At 64.8% G+C, this 19,503-nt stretch carries 19 protein-coding genes; 5 read left to right on the forward strand and 14 right to left on the reverse strand.

Going from position 1 to position 19,503, the window contains the following annotated elements; all coding sequences use genetic code 11:
• Positions 1-10: 10 nt before the first annotated feature.
• From BRPE64_RS11295 to mpl, 14 genes are all read right to left on the reverse strand, one after another.
• On the reverse strand, positions 11-892 hold the full coding sequence (locus BRPE64_RS11295) for an SMP-30/gluconolactonase/LRE family protein (protein ID WP_016346251.1): 882 nt from the start codon (positions 890-892) through the stop codon (positions 11-13).
• The gene (locus BRPE64_RS11300; RefSeq protein WP_016346252.1) at positions 889-1,677 is read right to left on the reverse strand and encodes an SDR family NAD(P)-dependent oxidoreductase; all 789 of its coding nucleotides are present in this window, start codon (positions 1,675-1,677) and stop codon (positions 889-891) included. Before BRPE64_RS11300 ends, BRPE64_RS11295 begins: the two co-directional genes overlap by 4 nt.
• A 614-nt stretch (positions 1,678-2,291) precedes the next feature.
• Positions 2,292-3,308, reverse strand: coding sequence for an L-arabinose ABC transporter permease AraH (gene araH, locus BRPE64_RS11305; protein ID WP_016346253.1), 1,017 nt, complete (start codon positions 3,306-3,308; stop codon positions 2,292-2,294).
• Positions 3,309-3,337: 29 nt separating this feature from the next.
• On the reverse strand, positions 3,338-4,852 hold the full coding sequence (araG, locus tag BRPE64_RS11310; protein WP_016346254.1) for an L-arabinose ABC transporter ATP-binding protein AraG: 1,515 nt from the start codon (positions 4,850-4,852) through the stop codon (positions 3,338-3,340).
• Positions 4,853-4,924: 72 nt separating this feature from the next.
• Complete coding sequence (locus tag BRPE64_RS11315) at positions 4,925-5,932, reverse strand: arabinose ABC transporter substrate-binding protein (protein ID WP_016346255.1); 1,008 nt, start codon at positions 5,930-5,932, stop codon at positions 4,925-4,927.
• A gap of 152 nt (positions 5,933-6,084) precedes the next feature.
• Positions 6,085-6,864: an SDR family oxidoreductase gene (locus tag BRPE64_RS11320; protein ID WP_016346257.1), complete on the reverse strand. Its 780-nt coding sequence runs from the start codon at positions 6,862-6,864 to the stop codon at positions 6,085-6,087.
• Positions 6,861-7,538 (reverse strand): 2-dehydro-3-deoxy-6-phosphogalactonate aldolase, encoded by a 678-nt coding sequence (locus tag BRPE64_RS11325; RefSeq protein ID WP_044042166.1) that lies wholly within the window; start codon positions 7,536-7,538, stop codon positions 6,861-6,863. Before BRPE64_RS11325 ends, BRPE64_RS11320 begins: the two co-directional genes overlap by 4 nt.
• A 15-nt stretch (positions 7,539-7,553) precedes the next feature.
• Positions 7,554-8,552, reverse strand: a complete 999-nt coding sequence (locus tag BRPE64_RS11330; protein WP_016346259.1) for a 2-dehydro-3-deoxygalactonokinase — start codon at positions 8,550-8,552, stop codon at positions 7,554-7,556.
• The gene (locus BRPE64_RS11335) at positions 8,549-9,490 is read right to left on the reverse strand and encodes an IclR family transcriptional regulator (RefSeq protein ID WP_044041575.1); all 942 of its coding nucleotides are present in this window, start codon (positions 9,488-9,490) and stop codon (positions 8,549-8,551) included. The genes BRPE64_RS11330 and BRPE64_RS11335 overlap by 4 nt, the downstream gene beginning before the upstream one ends.
• A gap of 359 nt (positions 9,491-9,849) precedes the next feature.
• Positions 9,850-10,614 (reverse strand): monofunctional biosynthetic peptidoglycan transglycosylase, encoded by a 765-nt coding sequence (mtgA, locus tag BRPE64_RS11340; protein WP_016346261.1) that lies wholly within the window; start codon positions 10,612-10,614, stop codon positions 9,850-9,852.
• The gene (gene aroE, locus BRPE64_RS11345) at positions 10,614-11,462 is read right to left on the reverse strand and encodes a shikimate dehydrogenase (protein WP_016346262.1); all 849 of its coding nucleotides are present in this window, start codon (positions 11,460-11,462) and stop codon (positions 10,614-10,616) included. Before aroE ends, mtgA begins: the two co-directional genes overlap by 1 nt.
• The gene (locus BRPE64_RS11350; RefSeq protein ID WP_016346263.1) at positions 11,459-13,528 is read right to left on the reverse strand and encodes a ribonuclease catalytic domain-containing protein; all 2,070 of its coding nucleotides are present in this window, start codon (positions 13,526-13,528) and stop codon (positions 11,459-11,461) included. Before BRPE64_RS11350 ends, aroE begins: the two co-directional genes overlap by 4 nt.
• Positions 13,529-13,608: 80 nt before the next feature.
• Positions 13,609-14,208, reverse strand: coding sequence for a YqiA/YcfP family alpha/beta fold hydrolase (locus BRPE64_RS11355; RefSeq protein ID WP_016346264.1), 600 nt, complete (start codon positions 14,206-14,208; stop codon positions 13,609-13,611).
• Positions 14,205-15,599 (reverse strand): UDP-N-acetylmuramate:L-alanyl-gamma-D-glutamyl-meso-diaminopimelate ligase, encoded by a 1,395-nt coding sequence (gene mpl / locus BRPE64_RS11360; RefSeq protein WP_016346265.1) that lies wholly within the window; start codon positions 15,597-15,599, stop codon positions 14,205-14,207. Before mpl ends, BRPE64_RS11355 begins: the two co-directional genes overlap by 4 nt.
• 186 nt (positions 15,600-15,785) lie before the next feature.
• Here mpl and BRPE64_RS11365 point away from each other — a divergent pair, with 186 nt between their 5' ends.
• From BRPE64_RS11365 to accC, 5 genes are all read left to right on the forward strand, one after another.
• On the forward strand, positions 15,786-16,433 hold the full coding sequence (locus BRPE64_RS11365) for a hypothetical protein (RefSeq protein WP_016346267.1): 648 nt from the start codon (positions 15,786-15,788) through the stop codon (positions 16,431-16,433).
• Positions 16,434-16,451: 18 nt separating this feature from the next.
• Positions 16,452-17,000 carry a TlpA family protein disulfide reductase gene (locus BRPE64_RS11370; protein ID WP_016346268.1) on the forward strand — a complete coding sequence of 183 codons (549 nt, stop codon included), beginning with the start codon at positions 16,452-16,454 and terminating at the stop codon, positions 16,998-17,000.
• A 295-nt stretch (positions 17,001-17,295) separates the two neighbouring features.
• Positions 17,296-17,421: a hypothetical protein gene (locus BRPE64_RS33915; RefSeq protein WP_016346269.1), complete on the forward strand. Its 126-nt coding sequence runs from the start codon at positions 17,296-17,298 to the stop codon at positions 17,419-17,421.
• A 74-nt stretch (positions 17,422-17,495) separates the two neighbouring features.
• A complete protein-coding gene (gene accB / locus BRPE64_RS11375; protein WP_016346270.1) occupies positions 17,496-17,969 on the forward strand; it encodes an acetyl-CoA carboxylase biotin carboxyl carrier protein in 474 nt (157 codons plus the stop codon).
• A 164-nt stretch (positions 17,970-18,133) separates the two neighbouring features.
• Positions 18,134-19,501 (forward strand): acetyl-CoA carboxylase biotin carboxylase subunit, encoded by a 1,368-nt coding sequence (accC, locus tag BRPE64_RS11380; RefSeq protein ID WP_016346271.1) that lies wholly within the window; start codon positions 18,134-18,136, stop codon positions 19,499-19,501.
• The last annotated feature ends 2 nt before the right edge of the window (positions 19,502-19,503 follow it).

Below are 19,503 nucleotides of genomic sequence, written 5' to 3' on the forward strand. Positions count from 1 at the left end.
AACTTTTTTCTCAAGCCTTGCCCGCGAACACCGCTTCGGCGACGCCGCGCACGCCGGGCATCGCGACGAACACGCCGCCCGCGTGAGTATCGCTTTGCACCGCCCGATCGTCGAGGCCGATGCGCGCGCTCGTCACATACAGCGTGCCGAAATCCGGCCCGCCGAACGCGACGCAACTCGGCTGCGCGGTCGGCACGTCGATGCGCGCGCTCTCGCGGCCATCGGGCGCATAGCACACCACGCGCGCGCCGCCCCACTGCGCGTTCCACAAACCGCCTTGCGCATCGACGATCGAGCCGTCGGGCACGCCGGTCGCGTCCGTCAGTTCGACGAACACGCGATCGCGCGCGAAGCTCGGGTAATCGCACACGCGAATCTGGCGCGTCGGCGAATCGCAGTAATACATGGTCGCGCCGTCCGGGCTGAAGCCGATGCTGTTCGAGATCGCGCACGCCCCGAGCGGCAGCCGTTCGAGCGACAGATCGCCGTTCAGCCGATAAAACCCGCCGACGGGCTGCGCGTCTTCCACGTCATGCTTCGTGCCGAACACGAAGCGCCCTTCGCGGTCGCAGCGGCCGTCGTTCAGGCGCGTGGGCAGATCGGGCTCGACTTCCGTGATGGTTTCGATTTCGCCCGTCGCGATCTCGTAAAATGCCAGCCGCGACGCGAGGCCGAGCAGCAGGAAACGCGCATCGGCGCAGGGCGAAAAGCAGGCAAGCCGCTCGGGCATCGGAAACGATGCGCTCTTGCCGTCGCGCGGATCGTAGCGCCAGAGCGCCTTGCCTTCGATATCGGTCCACCAGAACCGGCCGCTCGCGGCGCACCATGTCGCGCCTTCGCCGAGCGAGCACTGGCTGTCGACCAGAAGCCGTGCGCGCGTCGAGTCCGTCATGCCCAGCCTCCGTCCACCACGATGTCCTGCGCGGTCAGCATGCTGCTGTCGTCGGACGCGAGGAACAGCGCCGCGCGCGCGAGATGCGCGGGCAGCAGTTCGCCGTCGATGCACTGGCCCTGCTTGATCGCTTCGCGGCCGGCGTCGTCGAGCCACAGGCGCTTTTGCTTTTCGGTCATCACCCAGCCTGGCACGAGCGTGTTCACGCGAATCTTGAACTTGCCGAGATCGCGCGCGAGGCCGCGCGTCATGCCCTGCACGGCCGATTTCGCCGTCGTGTAGACGGGAAAGTTGCCTTGCTTGAGCATCCAGCTGATCGAGCCGAGATTCACGATCGAGCCGCCGCCGAGTTGCTTCATGTCTTCGATCACGGCCTGCGCCGCGAAGAACTGATGACGGATATTGACCGCGATGCCCGCATCGTAGGACTCGGGCGTGACGTCGGCGATCGCGTGGCGCTTGTCGTTGGCCGCGTTGTTCACGAGCACGCCGATCGGGCCGAGGGCGCTTCGCACATCGGCGATGCCCTGGCGCAGAGCGTCGATATCGGTGAGGTCGACGTTGAGGAACATCGGGCGGTGCTTGCCCGGCGGCAGGTCCGCGCCGAGGCGGTCGGCGAGCGCTTCACCGGCATTGGTGTCGATGTCGAAGAAGGCGACTTTCGCGCCCTGATCGAAGAAGTGCTCGACGAAGCCCTCGCCGATGCCGGTCGCGCCGCCGGTGATCAGCACGGTCTTGCCTGCCAGGCTGGGGTAAGTTGCGAGTTTCTTGTCGATGGTTGGCATGGTTGTGTCTTTGTCTGTCTTCGTCTTTGTCTTTGTCAGTCTGGTTTGGGCTTTTCGTGGAATTCTGTTTTCGCGTCGGTCTATTTGCACTGCCCCTGTGCGGGGCGGCAGTCACTTTCTTTGCTGCTGCAAAGAAAGTAACCAAAGAAACAGCTTCTCCCATCCAAAGTACTTCACGCCGGCCCCGGCACAGGCAAAGAGCCCTTGGCACGGCAGTAGCAAGTGCCCCCGTAAGTCGCCGGGGCCTGGATCGCGGACCACCGGACATCGCGCCGCTTAACGGACTGGCACAGCACAAAATGGCTCCGGCCCGCTTCGCGGCCGACGGGTCAATCGGGTCGGCCCGCGCTTCTTTGCTAACGCATCCCTGAAACGTCTAGCGAGTCAAACCGTGCGCGATCCAAGCCCGGTAAGACCTACGAGCGCACTTGCTGCTGCCGTGCCACAAGCTATTCGCCTGCGAAGTACTCTAGACGGGGAGAGCTGTTTCTTTGCCTACTTTCTTTGCAGCAGCAAAGAAAGTAGGTGCCGCCCCGCACAGGGGCAGTGCTAATAGACCGACGCGAACTCAGGGTCTCACGAAGGCCAACGCGCACCACCCCAACAAAACCCCATCAGTCCCGCGAACCGCGATTCTTCAACTGATCGAGCAACACGGCTGCAAGCAGAATCGCGCCACGCACGAGGTACTGATAGAACGCATCGATATTGAGCAGATTCATCACGTTCTCGACGGTGCCCATGATCAGCACGCCGATCACGACGCCGGAGATCGTCGCCCGTCCGCCCAGTAGCGAAACGCCGCCCAGCACGCACGCCGAAATCACGTTCAGCTCGAAGCCCTGAGCCGCATTCGGCTGCCCCGACGTGATCCGCGACGCCAGAATGACACCCGCCAGCGCCGTCACCGCGCCCTGAATCAGGAAGATCCATACGCGCGTGCGCTCGACATTGATGCCCGCGAGCCGCGACGCTTCAGGATTGCCGCCGATCGCGAGCGTGTTGCGCCCGTACACCGTCTGGTTGAGCAATACGCCAAAAACGATGAAACACGCAAGCGTGACCCAGATAGGCAGGGAAATCCCCAGCGTCGACAAACTGCCGAGCGCGATGAACGTATCCGACGACACGCCGACCGCCTGCCCGTGCGACACGATAAAGCCGAGGCCGCGCACGATTTCCATCGTCGCGAGCGTGGTGATCAGCGCGTTGATGCGCAGATAGGCGATCACCGCGCCGTTCACGAAGCCGATCACCGCGCCCGCCGCCACGGCAGCGACGATTGCGATCGCGGTGTTGTCGGTCGCGTTGAGCACCATCGCGCACAGCACGCCCGCGAAGGCGATTGTCGAGCCGACCGACAGGTCGAAGTCGCGCGAGGCGAGACAGAACATCATCGTGCACGCCACCATGCCGATCTGCGAGATCGACAGCGCGAGGCCCAGCATGTTCTCGATCGAGAAGAAGTGATCGACGGTCAGCGACATCGTCAGGAACATCACGACGAAAATCACGATCAGGCTGTACTCCGTGATCTGCTGCCACCACCTCTGTTTGTCGTTCTTTTGCGGGATCAGCGTATTCGCGACCTTTTCAGTCGCCTGCCCCACGATGTTTTCTCTTGCTTCCATGATTCGCTCCTCTTGTCCTGATATCGCTTTCATGCCGCCTGCGCGACGGTGTCCGACTGCGGCAGCGCGAGACTCAGCACCGCCTGTTCGTTCGCCTTCTCGCGCGGCAGTTCGCCCGCGATCCGCCCCTGCCGCATCACGATGATCCGGTCGGACACGCCGAGCACTTCCGGCAATTCCGACGAAATCATCACGATCGCGCAGCCGCGCTCGGCCAGCTGATAAATCACGTTATAGATTTCGTGCTTCGCGCCGACGTCGATGCCGCGCGTCGGTTCATCCAGAATCACGACCTTCAGATCCGGCTCCGCGAGCCAGCGCGACAGAATCGCCTTCTGCTGATTCCCGCCCGAAAGAAAACGGATGCGCTGCTTGCGGCTCGGCGTCTTGATCTTGAGCAACTGGATGAAGCGGTCGGCTGTCTGCGCTTCCTTCTTGCGATCGAGAAACAGCCCGCCGCGCAGATAGTGACGACGGCACGAGATGTTGATGTTCTCCGCGACCGTCGCAATCGCGACGATGCCCTCTTCCTTGCGATCCTCCGGACACAGCACGATGCCGTGCCGGATCGCTTCGCCCGTGCTGCGTACGCGAATGTCCTTGCCGTCGAGCGCGATCGTGCCGCCCTTCTTTTTGTCCGCGCCGTACACGAGATGCATCAGTTCGCTGCGGCCCGCGCCGACCAGCCCGAAGAACCCGACGATCTCGCCGCGCTTCACCTCGAAACTCACCGGCGCGCTCAGCGCTTCGCCCTGCACGTTGTTCACGGCGAAGCGCGTTTCGCCCAGCGGACGCGCACGATAGTTATAAATGTCGCTGATTTCGCGGCCGACCATCTCCTGCACGAGCGTGTCGCGCGGCACGTCGGCGAGCGCGAGATGCGACGCGATCTTGCGTCCGTCGCGGAAAATCGTGCAGGCGTCGCACAGTTCGTAAATCTCGTCCATACGATGCGAGATGTAGATCAGCGCGCGGTTGTCCGCCTTCAGATCGCGCACCAGCTTGAACAGCACTTCGGTCTCGCGATGCGACAGCGACGAAGTCGGCTCGTCGAGCGCGATCACGCGCGCATTGCGCAAGAGCGCCTTGCAGATCTCGACCATCTGCCGCTGCGCAATGGAAAGCTTGCGCAGCTTCGCGTTCGGATCGAGATCGACGCCCATCGCCGCGAGCCGCTCGCGCACGTGCGCTTTCGCCGCGCGCTTGTCGACCCAGCCGAGCCGGTTCGGCAACGCGCCGAGCAGCAGATTCTCGGCCACGGTCAGGTCCGGCACGTACTGCAATTCCTGATGAATCACCGCGATGCCCGACGCGATCGAAGCCGCCGCGCTCGCGAAATGCACTTCGTTTTCGTCGATGAGCACGCGCCCCGAATCGGGCTGATACTCGCCGCCGAGAATCTTGAGCAAGGTCGATTTACCCGCGCCGTTCTCGCCCATCAGGCCGTGAACTTCGCCGGCGTTGACGTCGAACGACACGCCGTCGAGCGCGCGCACGCCTGGAAACACCTTGCCGATATTGTCAAAACGCAGCGTCGCTGACACATCGCCTCCTTATGCTTCGAACGGACCGCGCACGCGGCGCGGCCCGTTCTCGTTCAACCGATCAGTTCGATATCAGTTCGATGCCAGGCCCATCTGCTGACGCACCGACGCCACGTTTTCACGCGTCGCCAGCATGCCGCTCGTGAGCGTAAGTGCCGGCGGTGCCTTGCCGTCCTTGATCCACGCGTACATCAGTTCCGAGGTTTCCTCGCCGTGGCGCTTCGGGCTGATGATCACGGTGCCGAAGAAGCCCGTCGGATTCGGCTTCTTGAACTCGTTCAACGCCGAGTCCGAACCGCCAATGCCGATGCCGATCATGTTGTCCGCCTTGAAGCCGCGGCCTTCCGCGGCGCGCACCGCGCCGAGCACGCCTTCGTCGTTGAGCGCGTAGGCGACCCAGTGCTTGAATTGGGGGTTCTTGGTGAGCGCGATGTTGGCCGCGTTGAACGCGTTCTCGGTGTCGGTCTTCGCTTGCGGCGCCATGACGATGTTCGCCTTCGGGAAGCCGGCGGCGACGAGCGCGTCGGTCGCGCCGGCCGTGCGGTCGTGCGCGGTCGGCAACTGTTCGTAGGTCACGTCGATCGCGCCGACGTCCTTCATGTCCCAGCCGCGCTTCTTGATCTCGGCGGCAATGCCGTCGCCCACCTGCTTGCCGATGTTGTACGCCGAGATGCCCATGTGCGGCACGGCTTCGATCGGCTTGCCCGAACCGTCGACGAGACGGTCGTCCACCGTCATCATCTTGAGCTTGTCGGCTTTCGCCTTCGCGACGATGCCCGGTCCGAGCTTGACGTCAGGCGTGCAGATGATGAAGCCCTGCGCCTTTTGCGCGGCCAGGTTGTCGATGGCGCTCATCACCTTTTCGCCCGACGGCGCACCGATCTTCACGAGCGTGAAGCCCTTTTCCTTCGCGGCCATTTCGGCGAACTTCCATTCGTCCTGGAACCACGGTTCTTCCGGCTGCTTCACGAGGAAGCCGATCTTGACCTCGTCGGCGGCCTGCGCGACGGGTGCCGCGATCATGGACGCGCTCGTGGCCGTGGCCGCGGCGATCAGCGTGAGGAACAGTCTGCGTTTCATCTTTTGTCTCCCGACTTTTTCCGTTATCTCAAAGATGCCCGCATGCGGGCGCTACGAAGGTGTGTGGCCGCGTGTTGTTGTCGTGATGTCGCACCGCGGCCCGTGCGTCATTCTTTCGGTGGTTCGTTGTTCAGTCGTGCTTCAGTCGTGCTTCAGTCGTGATAGAGCGCGGAGCGCCCGCCATCGACCGTGATACAGCTCGCGTTGATGAACGGCGCCTCGTCCGATGCGAGGAACACCGCCGTCATCGCGACTTCGTGCGGCTGGCCGATACGCTTCATCGGCTGCAAATCGAGCGTCGCCTGACGCGCGGCCTTGGGATCGGCTTGCGAATCCCACCAGTCGAGCGTCAATTGCGTTTCGATGTAACCCGGCGCGATCGCATTCACGCGCACGTTGTTCGGCGCGTATTCGATGCCGAGCGCGCGCGTCAAGCCGATCACGCCGTGCTTCGCCACCGGATACGGAAAACAGCCCGGAATGATCTTGAACGCGTGCGTCGACGCGATGTTCACGATGCTGCCCCGCTCCCGCGCGACCATGCCCGGAAGCACGGCGCGGCAGCCGTTCCACACGCCATCGAGATCGACGGCGAAACAGCGGCGCCAGTCGTCGTCGGTCATCGTGAGCGGATCGCAGAACACGTTGATGCCCGCGTTGTTGACGAGCACGTCGATCTGGCCGAACTTCGCTTCGGCCTGCGCGACCGCATCCTTCACCGACGCGCTTTGCGTGACGTCCGTCCGAATCGCCGTCACGCTGTCCGAGCCGGTCTGCGCGGCAATGCGTTCGGCCGTCGCCCGCGCCGTGTCGATGTCGAGTTCCGCCAGCGCCACCGCCGCGCCTTCGCGGGCAAACGCCAGCGCGATTGCCGCGCCGATGCCGCGTCCCGCGCCGGTGATCATCGTCACTTTGCCGGCGAGGCGGTTCATTGCGCTTCGCCTCGCGCGATTGCGAGTCCGTCGATGAAAGCGCGTGCCTGCCGTGCGGTCGTCGCGGCGTCCTGATCCGGCTTGTACAGCGCCGAGCCGAGCCCGAAGCCGTTCGCGCCCGCCTTGAGGAACGGCTCCATGTTGTCCGGCGCGATGCCGCCAACCGGCACGAGCGGCACTTCCTTCGCGATCACCGCGCGCCACGCCTTCGTCACCGTCGGGCCGAGCTGCTCGGCGGGGAACATTTTCAGCACGTCCGCGCCGGCCTTGAGCGCGAGAAACGCTTCGTTCGGCGTCGCCACGCCCGGCGCGCACGCGAGGCCTTGCGCCTTCGCGGCGCGAATGACATCGGCGTCGCTGTGCGGCATCACGATCAGTTCGCCGCCCGCCGCCTTCACGCTGTCGACGTAACTCGGATGCAGCACCGTTCCCGCCCCGACAATCGCATCGGCGGGCAGCGCCTGCCGGATCGCCGCGATGCTGTCGAACGGCTGCGGCGAATTCAGCGGTACCTCGATGATGCGAAAGCCCGCTTCATACAGTGCGCGGCCGTGATCGGCGGCATCCGCGGGCGTTACGCCGCGCAGAATCGCGATCAGCGGACAAGCGGCGAACGCCTTCGCGAGACCGCCGTGCATGCCATACGGCGCGGGCAGATTGATGGGAGGCTGCATGTTCGTCACTCCTTCTCAGGCCGCGCGCACGGGCGCGCTGACGAGCCCGGCAAGCGCGGCGATTCGGTAAAGGCCACGCTCGGTCGCGTGCGCGACGGTGGCGGCATCGGTGCAGCCGAAGCGTGCGAGCGCGGCGCGATAGCGGTCGCAGAGCGCATCGTTGCCGATCAGACGCAGCGTCCTTCCGGCAAGCGACGACTGATCGCGCGCGAGCACTTCGTTCAAGCCGCGCAATTCATGGCCGATCAGAAGCCCCGACAGATAATCCGCCTGCTGCTCCGCCGACAGCTGACCGGTGAGGCCGAGCGTGCGCGTGCTGAAGATCGTCGCGAGCAGGCCGGGATGACCGGCGTCGCGCGCCGTATCGACGCCGCGCACGAATGCCTGTTCGTCGTGCGTCGCGCTCGGATGCATGGTGCGGCCGAGAATCGTGTGATCGCGCAGCGCGCCGAAGGTCTCGCCCGTCATGAACGTGTAGAAACGCTCGATGCGGTCATTGCCGACAAACGCCCATTTCGCGTGCGTGCCCGGCAAGCCGATCAGCGCGCCGTCCGCTTCGTTGAGCGCCGCGTCGCTTGCGAGCGCGCCGAAGATCTGCGTTTCTTCGCCGCGCATCACGTTGGGCAGCACGCCTTTTTCCAGCACGCCCGGCACGACATGCACAATGCCGCCGCGCGCTGTCTTCACCTTGACGATGCCCGCGACGAGCGCCGCCGCGCCCGCCGGCGTGTCCACATACGGCGCTTCCACCCAGCCTTGCGCGCTGCCGACCATGCCCGCCGCGATCACCGGCAGGCGCGCGGTACGCGGCGCTTGCGAGTCGAACATGCCGAGCCAGTCGCCGCAGGTTTCCTCGAAAGCCTGATCGAAGCCGCCCGCAGGCAAATTCATGATGCCCGCCGACGACGCGCGCGTGTCGAGCGCCACGCCGTCGTCGCCGAGCAGATACGCGCGCAGCGACGTCGTGCCCCAGTCGAGCGCGATGAGCGCGGGCGTCGAAGCAGATGCGCTCATCGCTTGATCCTGCGCGAAGGCTGCGGCGCGCGCCAGCCGAGTTCCTCGGAGATCGAGCGCGCCTCGCGCTGCACGACGGGAATCAGTTCTTCCATGCGCTCGTGCGGCATGTAGGGAATCGTGCTCGCCACCGAGAGCGCCGCGACGATCGCGCCCGACGCGTCGCGCACGGGCGCCGCGACGCAGCGGATCGAGGCCTCGTTCTCTTCGAGATCGAAGGTGAAGCCGCCTTGAGAATAACGTGTCATGCGTTGCAGAAAGGTGTCGAAGTCGGGGCGGTTGTCGGGCTTGAAACTCGTATTGGCGAGCGCGCGATGCGACGCTTCGAGCAGCCGCTTCCACGCGTTCGCTTCGAGGTCGAGCATCATCGCCTTGCCGATTCCCGTCGACGCGAGCGGCATGCGATGCCCGACGCGCGAGCGCATTTCGAGTCCGCGCGTGCCGGGAATCTTGTCGATGTAGAGCACGTCGTCGCCGTCGCGCACGCCGAGGTGGATGGTGTCGTGCGTGTGCTCGGCGAGCGCCTGCAGATGCGGACGCGCGACCGCCGTGAGCGGCATTTGCTCCAGCGCGATCGTGCCCAGTTCGATGAGCTTCGGCCCGAGCAGATAACCGCCCTGCACCTGGCGCAGATAGCGCGCCTGCACGAGCGAGCTGACGAGCCGGTGCGTCGTGCTGCGCGTCGTGCCGAGCGCGGCGCCGAACGAACGCAGATCGCGCGCGCCGTTCGCGGCGGCTTCGAGGATCGCCAAGCCGCGCAGTAGCGTCTGCGTGCCGGCCTGCTGCGGCGTGATATCGACGAGCGCACTTGGCAGCGCGATCGCATCGGGATCGGGCGCGTGCTTCGTGCCGTGCGCGCCATTGCTCTTCGGGCGCGGGCCGGCCGCGTGCGCGGATTGCGCCGATGCGTCGGCTTCGGGATTCTGGAATTTGGTCATGGCGGGTGTCCCGTCGATCACGATGCGCGTCGGGCCGTGCGTGCAAGCGCCGGCGCGCCGGCGTGTGAATCGTGCGAACGGTGCAGTGCGACCCGCGAGCGCGGGCGAGCGATCGAATGCATGACGTGTCTCCGTGTGTTTTTGTCGCGTGCGCGAGAGCCTTTTGCGGCCCTTCCGATATGCGCACACGTGTGCCGTTCAAGCGTTGGTCGGATTGTAGTTCCGCCTCTCAAAATTATTCAATATGTGATCGCACTGTTCACATAATGGGAGGAAAGCTGACGATCGAAAGCCTTTAGGCAACAAAAAAGCCCTGAATAATCAGGGCTTTATCGTGTTTATCAGGCGCCAGCTAAATTTCATTGCGGCAACTCGGCGGCGCCCATCCGGCGCGCGATCACGCCCGCTCGCTGCGACAGATACGGCGCGTTGCGGTGATCGTCGAAATACTTGGGACGCGGCAGCATGACGGCGAGACGCGCGCTTTGCCACGCAGTCAGCTTCGCCGCCGAAGTCTTGTAGTAATAGCGCGCCGCCGCTTCCGCGCCGTACACGCCGTTACCCCACTCGACCGAGTTGAGATAGATCTCGAAGATGCGTTCCTTGGTCCACCAGAACTCGAGCATCCACGTGATGACGAGCTCCTCCGCCTTGCGCACGTAGCTCTTCTCGCGCGACAGAAAGAGATTACGCGCCAGTTGCTGCGAGATGGTCGATCCGCCCGCAACGATCTTCCCGCGCGACTTGTTCTTCTCCCACGCCTGAAGGATCGCGTCGGTTTCGTAACCGTTGTTGTTGACGAAGTTCGCATCCTCGGACGCGATGATCGCGCGCTTCAGGTTGCGCGAAATCTGCTCGTACGGCACCCACGTCCGCTGCAACTCGATGCCGGGATGCGTCTTCGCGAGCGTCCATGCGTCCGAACGCATGAAGGCCGTCGCGCCCGGATTGACGACGGTCCAGATGTCGATCTGCGCGAAGAAATAAAGCTGCGTTGCGATGAACGCGATGCCCAGCACCGATACGCCGTAAGCGATCCAGCGCGCCGGACCGAGCCGCACCGCGCGGCGAACACGCGGCGCATCGGGCGGCCGCGCACGGCTGGGTGCGGGCGCGGTCGTCATCAGACGTGAGCGGCGAGCGTCCGGCGCAGTTCGCGCAGCACCGCGCCGCCGTCCGGGCGCACGCCGCGCCAGATGAAGAACGATTCGGCGGCCTGCTCGACCAGCATGCCGAGACCGTCCGCCGCGCGCGCGCCGAGCTTCGCCGCGTGCTGCATGAAGACGGTCGGCTGCGCGCCGTACATCATGTCGTAGGCGAGCGTGCCCGCGCCGAATGCGCGGTCGTCGCAATCGGGCAACGCGGCGTCGAGGCTGCCGGCGGTCGCGTTGATGACCACGTCGTAACGTTCGGCCGCGGCGCTCTCCGCGCCGCCGCCCGCGAAGCGCACGCCGCTTTCGGCTGCGTTCGACGCGAACTGATCGACGAGCTGAAGCGCCTTCGCCGCCGTGCGATTGACGATCGTGAGCGCCGCCGGCGCGCGGTCGAAGACCGGCAGCACGACGCCGCGCGCCGCGCCGCCCGCGCCGAGCAGCAGGATGCGCGCGCCCTTGAGACTCACGCCGAGATTCGCTTCGATGTCGCGCACGAGCCCGACGCCGTCGGTGTTGTCGCCGCGCACGCCGTCCGGCCCGAACGACAGCGTGTTCACCGCGCCCGCCGCCGCCGCGCGCGGCGAAAGCGAGTCGGCGAGCGCGTGGGCTTCGAGCTTGAACGGCACGGTGACGTTCATGCCGCGCCCGCCCGCCGCGATGAAGCGCTCCACTTCGCGCGTGAAGCCGTCGAGCGGACCGAGAATGCGGCCGTATTCGATGGCCTCGCCAGTCTGTTCGGCGAACTTCGCGTGAATCCACGGCGACTTGCTGTGCTCGACCGGATTGCCGATCACCGCGTACTGGTCTTTCTGGCTCATGATCCGGTCGGCTCCGTCGATTCCTCTGCGCCGCCTGCGGCTTCCGGCGGCGTTTCATCGGCTTGCGTCGATGCTTCCGCCTGCGCCTCCGCTTCGCTTTCCGCCGAAAGATCGTCGCTCTCGATGATGTCCTCGTCGACTTCGTCTTCCTCGGCCGGCGCGGCGGACGGCGCATCGATCACATGCAGCAGACGGCACGACGCTTCGACCGTCAGTTCGTCGATCGACACCACTTCCAGCATCACGCGCGTGCCGCGCGCATGCACGCCGAGACCCGGCACGTGCAGGATCAGCGGAATTTCTTCCAGTCGCACGAGATCGTCCTTGATCACCGACGCCGCCACCTGCTTGCGGTTTTCCTGCTTGAGCCAGCGCAGGCACCAGAAATATTCCATGCGGCGCTGATGATCGGCGTAGGCGCTATAGGTATCGTCGAAACCCTGCACGACGGCGAAGAGATCCGCGTCCTTCGGCTTGAACGGCGCGGCCAGCTTCGCCGTGACGCCATGCTGCACGCACGCGAGCAACTGCCACTGATTGACGAGATCGACATAGCGGCGCAGCGGCGAGGTGCTCCATGCATACTGCGCGACGCCCAGGCCTTCGTGCGGCGCGGGTGTGGTCTGCATGCGCGTGCGCTTCGGTCCGGGACCGCCGAAACCGCGCTGCGAGCGATAGATGCCCGGCACGCCATGATCGTTGAGGAACGCGCCCCACGACGAGTTCGCGAGAATCGCCAGTTCGGCGACGATCAGATCGAGCGGCGAGCCGCGACGGCGCGGCGTGATCGTGATGTGCTCGCCATCGACATAGAAGTTGAAGTCGTTGTTGCGCTGCACTTCGCGCTTGAGACCGAAGCTCGCGCGCATCTGTTGGCGCTTCTCGAACAGCGCCTGCGCGATCGGCCACAACACGGCGATGTCCGCCTTGTGCGGATAGTCGCCCGTGCCCGCGGCGAGGCTTTCCTCGGTGACGTGTTCGTCGAGATGGTTGTGGCGCAGATTGCTCTTCACGAACACGCGTTCGGCACGCGTTTCCGTCGCGACGATTTCCTGTGTCTCGCGATTCACGATGATGTACAGCGAAAGCGCCGGACGCAGCCCGCCTTCGCCGAGCGTAAATACCTCGACGACGTTGTCGGGCAGCATCGTGATCTTGTCGCCCGGCATGTAGACGGTGGACAGGCGCCCGCGCGCGATCGCGTCGATGGCGTCGCCGCGTGCAATGCCGAGCGCCGGCGCCGCGATGTGGATGCCCACGCGCACGCGGCCGTCGGCGAGATGCTGGACGGAAAACGCGTCGTCGATTTCGGTGGTGGTGACGTCGTCGATGGAAAACGCTTCGACATCTGCCTCGGGCAGATCGTCGGGAATCGCTCCCGGCTGCACCGACGGAAAACCGACGCCGTGCGGAAAATGTTCCGACAGAAAGCGCGCTTCGTGCAACGCGCGCGGCGACGCAATGCCGCCGCATTCGAGCATCAGCCGCGCCTGCGAAATGCCGCGCGCGGCGGCCGCTGCTTCGAGCGCCTTGTATTCGATGGTGTTCTTGTCGGGCTTCGTGATCAGGCCGATGGCCTTGTCCTTCAGCGCGTCGGGCAACTTGCCCGCCTTCAGGTCTTCTTCGTAGCCCGCCTGCACCAGCGCCTGCTGACGCTTGCGTTCGAGCCCGGCCAGCGCCATCTGCAACTGTTCCTGCGGCGCGCGCTGATACTGCCCGCGCCCCTTGCGGCGGAAATAGACCGGCGCGCCATGCATGCGCAGAACGAGCGCGGCGCGTTCGGCAGCGCCGAATTTATCGCCGAAATAATCGGCGCCGAGCGCGGCGAACGGGAATTCGTCCTCGGGCGCGCATTCCCACAGGAAATCGAGATCGATTCCCTGCGCGATGGCGTCGGCCTCCTGCATCAGGTCGCCGGCGGCGGGCCTGTCGAATTCGATCAGCACGTCCTTCGCGCGCACCTTCGCGCGGCGCCCGCCCGGCAACTCGACCTGGAACGCGTCGCCCTGTTTGGACAGCACCGCGCCGGCCTTGAAACTACCCGATTCCTCGAAGAAAACGTTCACTCAGTACTCTCGTAAGACGGTGAACCGGTCGCGCTCATGTGCGAGCGGCGCGCCGGTGGTTGAATTGGCTGGACGCCGGCTCAGGCCGCTGCCGGCGCGACTCGTGGAGGAGGCGCCTGATCGCAGAAGGCGAGCACGTCGGCGAGATGGGCCGGGAAGTCGCTGATCGCGTGATCGCCGCCCTGGATCAGCGTGGTGCGCACGCCGGGATAGTGGTCGAGCATCGTGCGGTAATCGAGCACTTCGTCGCCCGTCGCCGCGATCAGATAGTAGCGCTCGGGCCGCGTGACAGACGCAACCGCGAGCGCGCGCAACTCGTCGAGATGACGCGGCAGCACGGTGATGCTGCCGCCGCCGTGCCACAAGGGCTGGTCGCCCAGATACTTGCTCAGATCGCGCTGCGGCACCACGGCGGGATTGAGCAGAACGGCGCGCCAGCCGTGTTTCTCCGCGAGATAGGTCGCGTAATAGCCGCCGAGCGAACTGCCGACGACGGTCACATCGCTCGTGTTCTCGCCCGCCGCGAGCGATTCCGCCAGCGTGACGGCGTCGAACGGAGAGACCGGCAACGCCGGGCACTGCCATTGGCCGAGCCGCCCGAGTTCGGCGAGCCGCGCGTGCATCACGCGCGCCTTGAACGACTGGGGAGACGAGCGAAAGCCGTGCAGATAGAGAATCACGCATGTCCTCCTGCGCCACGCGCCGAGAGCGCGTCGAGCAGTTTCTGGTGGACGCCGCCGAAGCCGCCGTTGCTCATCACGAGCACGTGGTCGCCGGGACGCGCGGCCGCCGCGACCGCCTTCACCAAGGGTTCGATTTCGTTGAATGCCTGCGCCTTGGCACCGAGCGGCGCCAGTGCTTCGGCCAGATCCCAGCCGAGCTTGTCGCGGCCTTCGCGCGCGCCGTAGCCGAACACCAGGTCCGCATCCGCGAGGCTCGCGGGCAACTGCGCCTTCATCGTGCCGAGCTTCATGGTGTTCGAGCGCGGCTCCAGCACGGCGAGAATGCGCGCCTGGCCGACGCGCGTGCGCAGGCCGGCGACGGTCGTATCGATCGCGGTCGGATGATGCGCGAAGTCGTCATAGACGGTGACGCGGTCCACGCTGCCCTTCACTTCCATGCGCCGCTTGACGTTGCGAAAATCCGCGAGCGACTTCGCCGACTGCGCCGCCGGCACGCCCACGGAGCGCGCCGCCGCGATTGCCGCGAGCGCATTCATGCGATTGTGCTCGCCCTGCACCTGCCAGTCGACGACGCCCTGACGCACGCCCTCCCAGTACACGGCAAATTGCTGATCGACGGGCGCGCCTTCGGTAACGGGCAGCGCCTGCCAGCCGCCTTCGACGCCGAAGCGCTCGACGCCCGACCAGCAGCCGCGCGTGAGCACGCGCTCGAGCGCCGCTTCGCGCCCGTTCGTGACAATGCGCCCGACGCCCGGCACCGTGCGCACGAGATGATGAAATTGCGTTTCGATGGCGGCGAGATCAGGAAAGATATCGGCGTGATCGAATTCGAGATTGTTGAGCACTGCCGTGCGCGGCCGATAGTGGACGAACTTCGAGCGCTTGTCGAAGAAGGCGGTGTCGTACTCGTCCGCCTCGATCACGAAGAAGCTCGACTCCGTCAGCCGCGCCGAGATGCCGAAGTTGAGCGGCACCCCGCCGATCAGAAAGCCCGGGTTCATGCCCGCGTCTTCGAGCAGCCAGGCGAGCATCGAGCTCGTCGTGGTCTTGCCGTGCGTGCCCGCCACCGCGAGCACCCATTTGCCCGCCAGCACATGTTCGCCGAGCCACTGCGGACCGGAGGTGTAAGGCAGGCCGCGATCGAGGATCGCTTCCATCAATGGATTGCCGCGCGTCACCACATTGCCGATGACGAACAGATCCGGCTCGAGCGCAAGTTGCTCGACGCCATAGCCTTCGATCAGCTCGATGCCCTGAGCTTCGAGTTGCGTGCTCATCGGCGGATAAACGCCCGCGTCGCAACCGGTGACCTTGTGGCCCGCTTCGCGCGCCAGCACGGCGAGACCGCCCATGAAGGTGCCGCAGATGCCGAGGATGTGGATGTGCATAGCTGTGTCGCGCCGCGCGGGCGATCAAATGCGGAAAACAGGAAACGGCGCCTTCGGACAAACCCGTGCAGGAAAGCGCCTGGAGGCGCATATTGTAACCGAGCACGCCAGGCGCTTTGACGTCCGAGGCGGCGCACGGCCCGGCCGCCGAAAAGGCGGCCTGACGTTATCTAGTATCATTTCGGGATGGCTCGCAAATCACATTTCGATCCGCAGCGCGTGCGCGAGGAAATCGCGATCGCCGCCGCCAGAATGATCGCCGAAGAAGGGCTCGACTACGCCACGGCGAAGCGCAAGGCTGCGCGGCAGGTGGTCGGCGAAAGCAAAATCGGCGGAGAGTTCCTGCCCGATAACGATCAGATCGAAGAAGAAATCCGCGAATATCAGGCGATTTTCCAGAGCGACAGCCAGCCGGCCATGCTGCGCCGGATGCGCGAAACCGCGCTCGAATGGATGGAGCGCCTGAAGCCCTTCGATCCCTATCTGACGGGCGCGGTACTCAACGGTACGGCGGGCGAACACTCGGACATTCATCTGCAATGCTTCTGCGACAACCCCAAGGAAGTCGCGATCTATCTGCTCAATGCCAACATACAGTACGACGTGTCGGAGACGCGGCATTTCGCCGGGCGCGGCTATGTCGAGACGTTGAGCTTTCTGCATCGCGCGCGCGGTGAAGAGCCGATGGGCGTGCATATCGCGCTCTATGACACCAACGATCTGCGCGGCGCCGTGCGTGCCGATGGCCGCGGCCGTCTCGCCCGCGCGAACGCGGCGGCAGTGCGCGCGCTGCTCGATCATCCCGACTCGCCGCCGCTCGAAATCGGCGGCTGACACTTCTTCCGGACGCTCATGAACACTTCACGCATTTTGGCGGCGCTCGTGGTGGCGGTCGCCGCGACGATCGGCGGCTTCTACGCGGGCCATTTCTTCACCGACAGCAACACCGTGGCCGCAACGCCGTCCGGCGCGAGTGCAGGCAATGCGGTCGATCAATTATGGAAGGCGACGCCGCCGGGCGCCGAGGGCACGTCGCAGCCGCTCGCCGCGTTCAAGGGGCGGCCGGTCGTCGTGAACTTCTGGGCGTCGTGGTGCGGGCCGTGCGTGAAGGAAATGCCGACGCTCTCCGCCATGCAGCGCGACTACGAGAAGAAAGGCGTCACCTTCATCGGACTGGGCGTCGATAGCGAAAAGAACGTGAACGACTTCCTCAAGAAAGTGCCGGTCGGCTATCCGGTCTACGTGACCGGATTCGGCGGCGCGGATCTTGCGCGCAGTTTCGGTAACAATGCGGGCGGCTTGCCGTTCACGGTTGTAATCGACTCGAAAGGCGCCATTCGTTCGACAAAATTGGGGGAAGTGGACCCCGCCGAGTTGAAGCACACGCTCGACAACCTCTAAAAACCCGCTGCTTTCGAGTTGGGAAATACGTCAAGTAAGCTGCGAGTTAAAGTCTATTACAGCGATCTTGCTGGAAATTCGCAGCGCTTAGCCTGAACGGGCTGTAAGATGTCCCGTACTTTAGGAACCGTCTGTAGCGTAAAACTAGACAAAATTCTCTAAAAGGCGCTAAAGTGCGCCGAATTCCGCACAACCCGAAGCGACGATGACTACTCTGCCGGTGCCGCATGGCTACCTTGCCGTCGATTCCGCCACCCGCACAGGTGCCGGAGGCCGTGCGGCATCCGGAGTGGTCATGTGTTCAGGACCCGGACGCGCGCCTCAGCTTCAAAGCGACCACGCCGGCTCGTTCGATGAGAACGTCCCGCGCGTGCCGATCGATGTTGCCGCCGTGCTTGCGGTGGGCGCCGCGCGCGGTTGAGCAGTCAGAACACCCACAAATCAAGTCAAGCGCCGGGCAATCCCGGACTCCAAGTATTGAAAGGGGAATTTTCGATGGACCTTCGTAAACTCAAAACGCTGATCGACCTCGTCTCGGAATCCGGCATCTCGGAGCTGGAAGTGACGGAAGGCGAAGGCAAGGTTCGCATCGTCAAGAACGCCGCGCCCGTCTACATGCAGGCGCCGCAGCAGTACGCGCCGCAAATGCAGGCGCCCGCGCCGCAACCGTTCGCCGCCGCAGGCGAATCGGGTGCGCCGGCCGCCGCCGCGCCTGCCGCCGCCGCGCAGCAGGGCCATGTCGTGACCTCGCCGATGGTCGGCTCCTTCTACCGCGCGCCGTCGCCGGGTGCGGATCCGTTCGTGCAGGTCGGCGATACGGTCAAGGAAGGCCAGACCATCTGCATCATCGAAGCAATGAAGCTCTTGAACGAAATCGAATCGGACAAGGCCGGCGTCGTGAAGGAAATCCTCGTCGAGAACGGCCAGGCAGTCGAATACGGCCAGCCGCTCTTCGTGATCGGCGACTGACGCGCCCGCGTGCCGGATGCGCTGCCATCGTCGTCGTTCGTGCATTGAACGCGCGCGTTTTGCGCCCGCTGTCCGGCTTGACGCCATTCGCGCGCATGTAGCGCGCGCCGCCGACTGGATCCCCGAGGGCCGCTCGCGCGAGCCCGTTGATGAGCCGACCCACTATGTTTGAAAAAATTCTCATTGCGAACCGCGGCGAAATCGCGCTTCGCATCCAGCGCGCTTGCCGCGAGCTGGGCGTCAAGACCGTCGTGGTCTATTCGGAAGCCGACAAGGAAGCCAAGTACGTCAAGCTCGCCGATGAAGCCGTCTGCATCGGACCGGCGCCGTCCAATCTCTCCTATCTGAACATGCCGGCGCTCATCAGCGCGGCCGAAGTCACCGACGCCGAAGCCATCCACCCCGGCTACGGCTTCCTCTCCGAAAACGCGGACTTCGCCGAGCGCGTCGAGCAATCGGGTTTCACGTTCATCGGTCCGCGCCCTGAAACCATCCGCATGATGGGCGACAAGGTCACCGCCAAGCAGACGATGATCAAGACCGGCGTGCCGTGCGTGCCGGGTTCGGAAGGCGCGTTGCCGGAAGATCCGAAAGAGATCGTGAAGATTGCGCGCGCGGTCGGCTATCCGGTCATCATTAAGGCGGCGGGCGGCGGCGGCGGGCGCGGCATGCGCGTGGTGCATACGGAAGCGGCGCTCGTCAACGCGGTCAACATGACGCGCGAGGAAGCGGGACGCGCCTTCGGCAACCCGCAGGTGTACATGGAGAAGTTTCTCGAGAATCCGCGCCACATCGAGATTCAGGTGCTGTCGGATTCGTTCCGCAACGCAATCTGGCTCGGCGAGCGCGACTGTTCGATGCAGCGCCGTCACCAGAAGGTGATCGAGGAAGCGCCGGCGCCGGGCATCGCGCGCCGGCTGATCGAGCGTATCGGCGACCGCTGCGCCGACGCATGCAAGAAGATGGGCTATCTCGGCGCGGGCACGTTCGAATTCCTGTACGAGAACAACGAGTTCTACTTCATCGAGATGAACACGCGCGTGCAGGTGGAGCATCCGGTGACGGAACTCATCACCGGCGTGGATATCGTGCAGGAGCAGATCCGCATCGCTGCCGGCGAGAAGCTCGCGTTTCGCCAGAAGGACATCCAGTTCCGCGGCCACGCGATCGAATGCCGCGTCAACGCGGAAGATCCGTTCAAGTTCACGCCGTCGCCGGGACGCATCACGTCGTGGCATACGCCGGGCGGCCCCGGCATCCGCGTCGATTCGCACGCCTACAACGGCTATTTCGTCCCGCCGAACTACGATTCGATGATCGGCAAGCTCATCGCGTACGGCGCGACGCGCGAACAGGCGATCAACCGTATGCGCATCGCGCTGTCGGAGATGGTCGTGGAAGGCATCTCGACCAACATTCCGCTGCATCGCGAGTTGATGATCGACGCGAAGTTCGTCGAAGGCGGCACGAGCATTCACTATCTCGAGAACAAGCTGGCCGCGCGTCAGGCGGCCGTGGCGGAAGAGTCGTGAAA

This window comes from Caballeronia insecticola (assembly GCF_000402035.1).
Classification (GTDB): domain Bacteria; phylum Pseudomonadota; class Gammaproteobacteria; order Burkholderiales; family Burkholderiaceae; genus Caballeronia; species Caballeronia insecticola.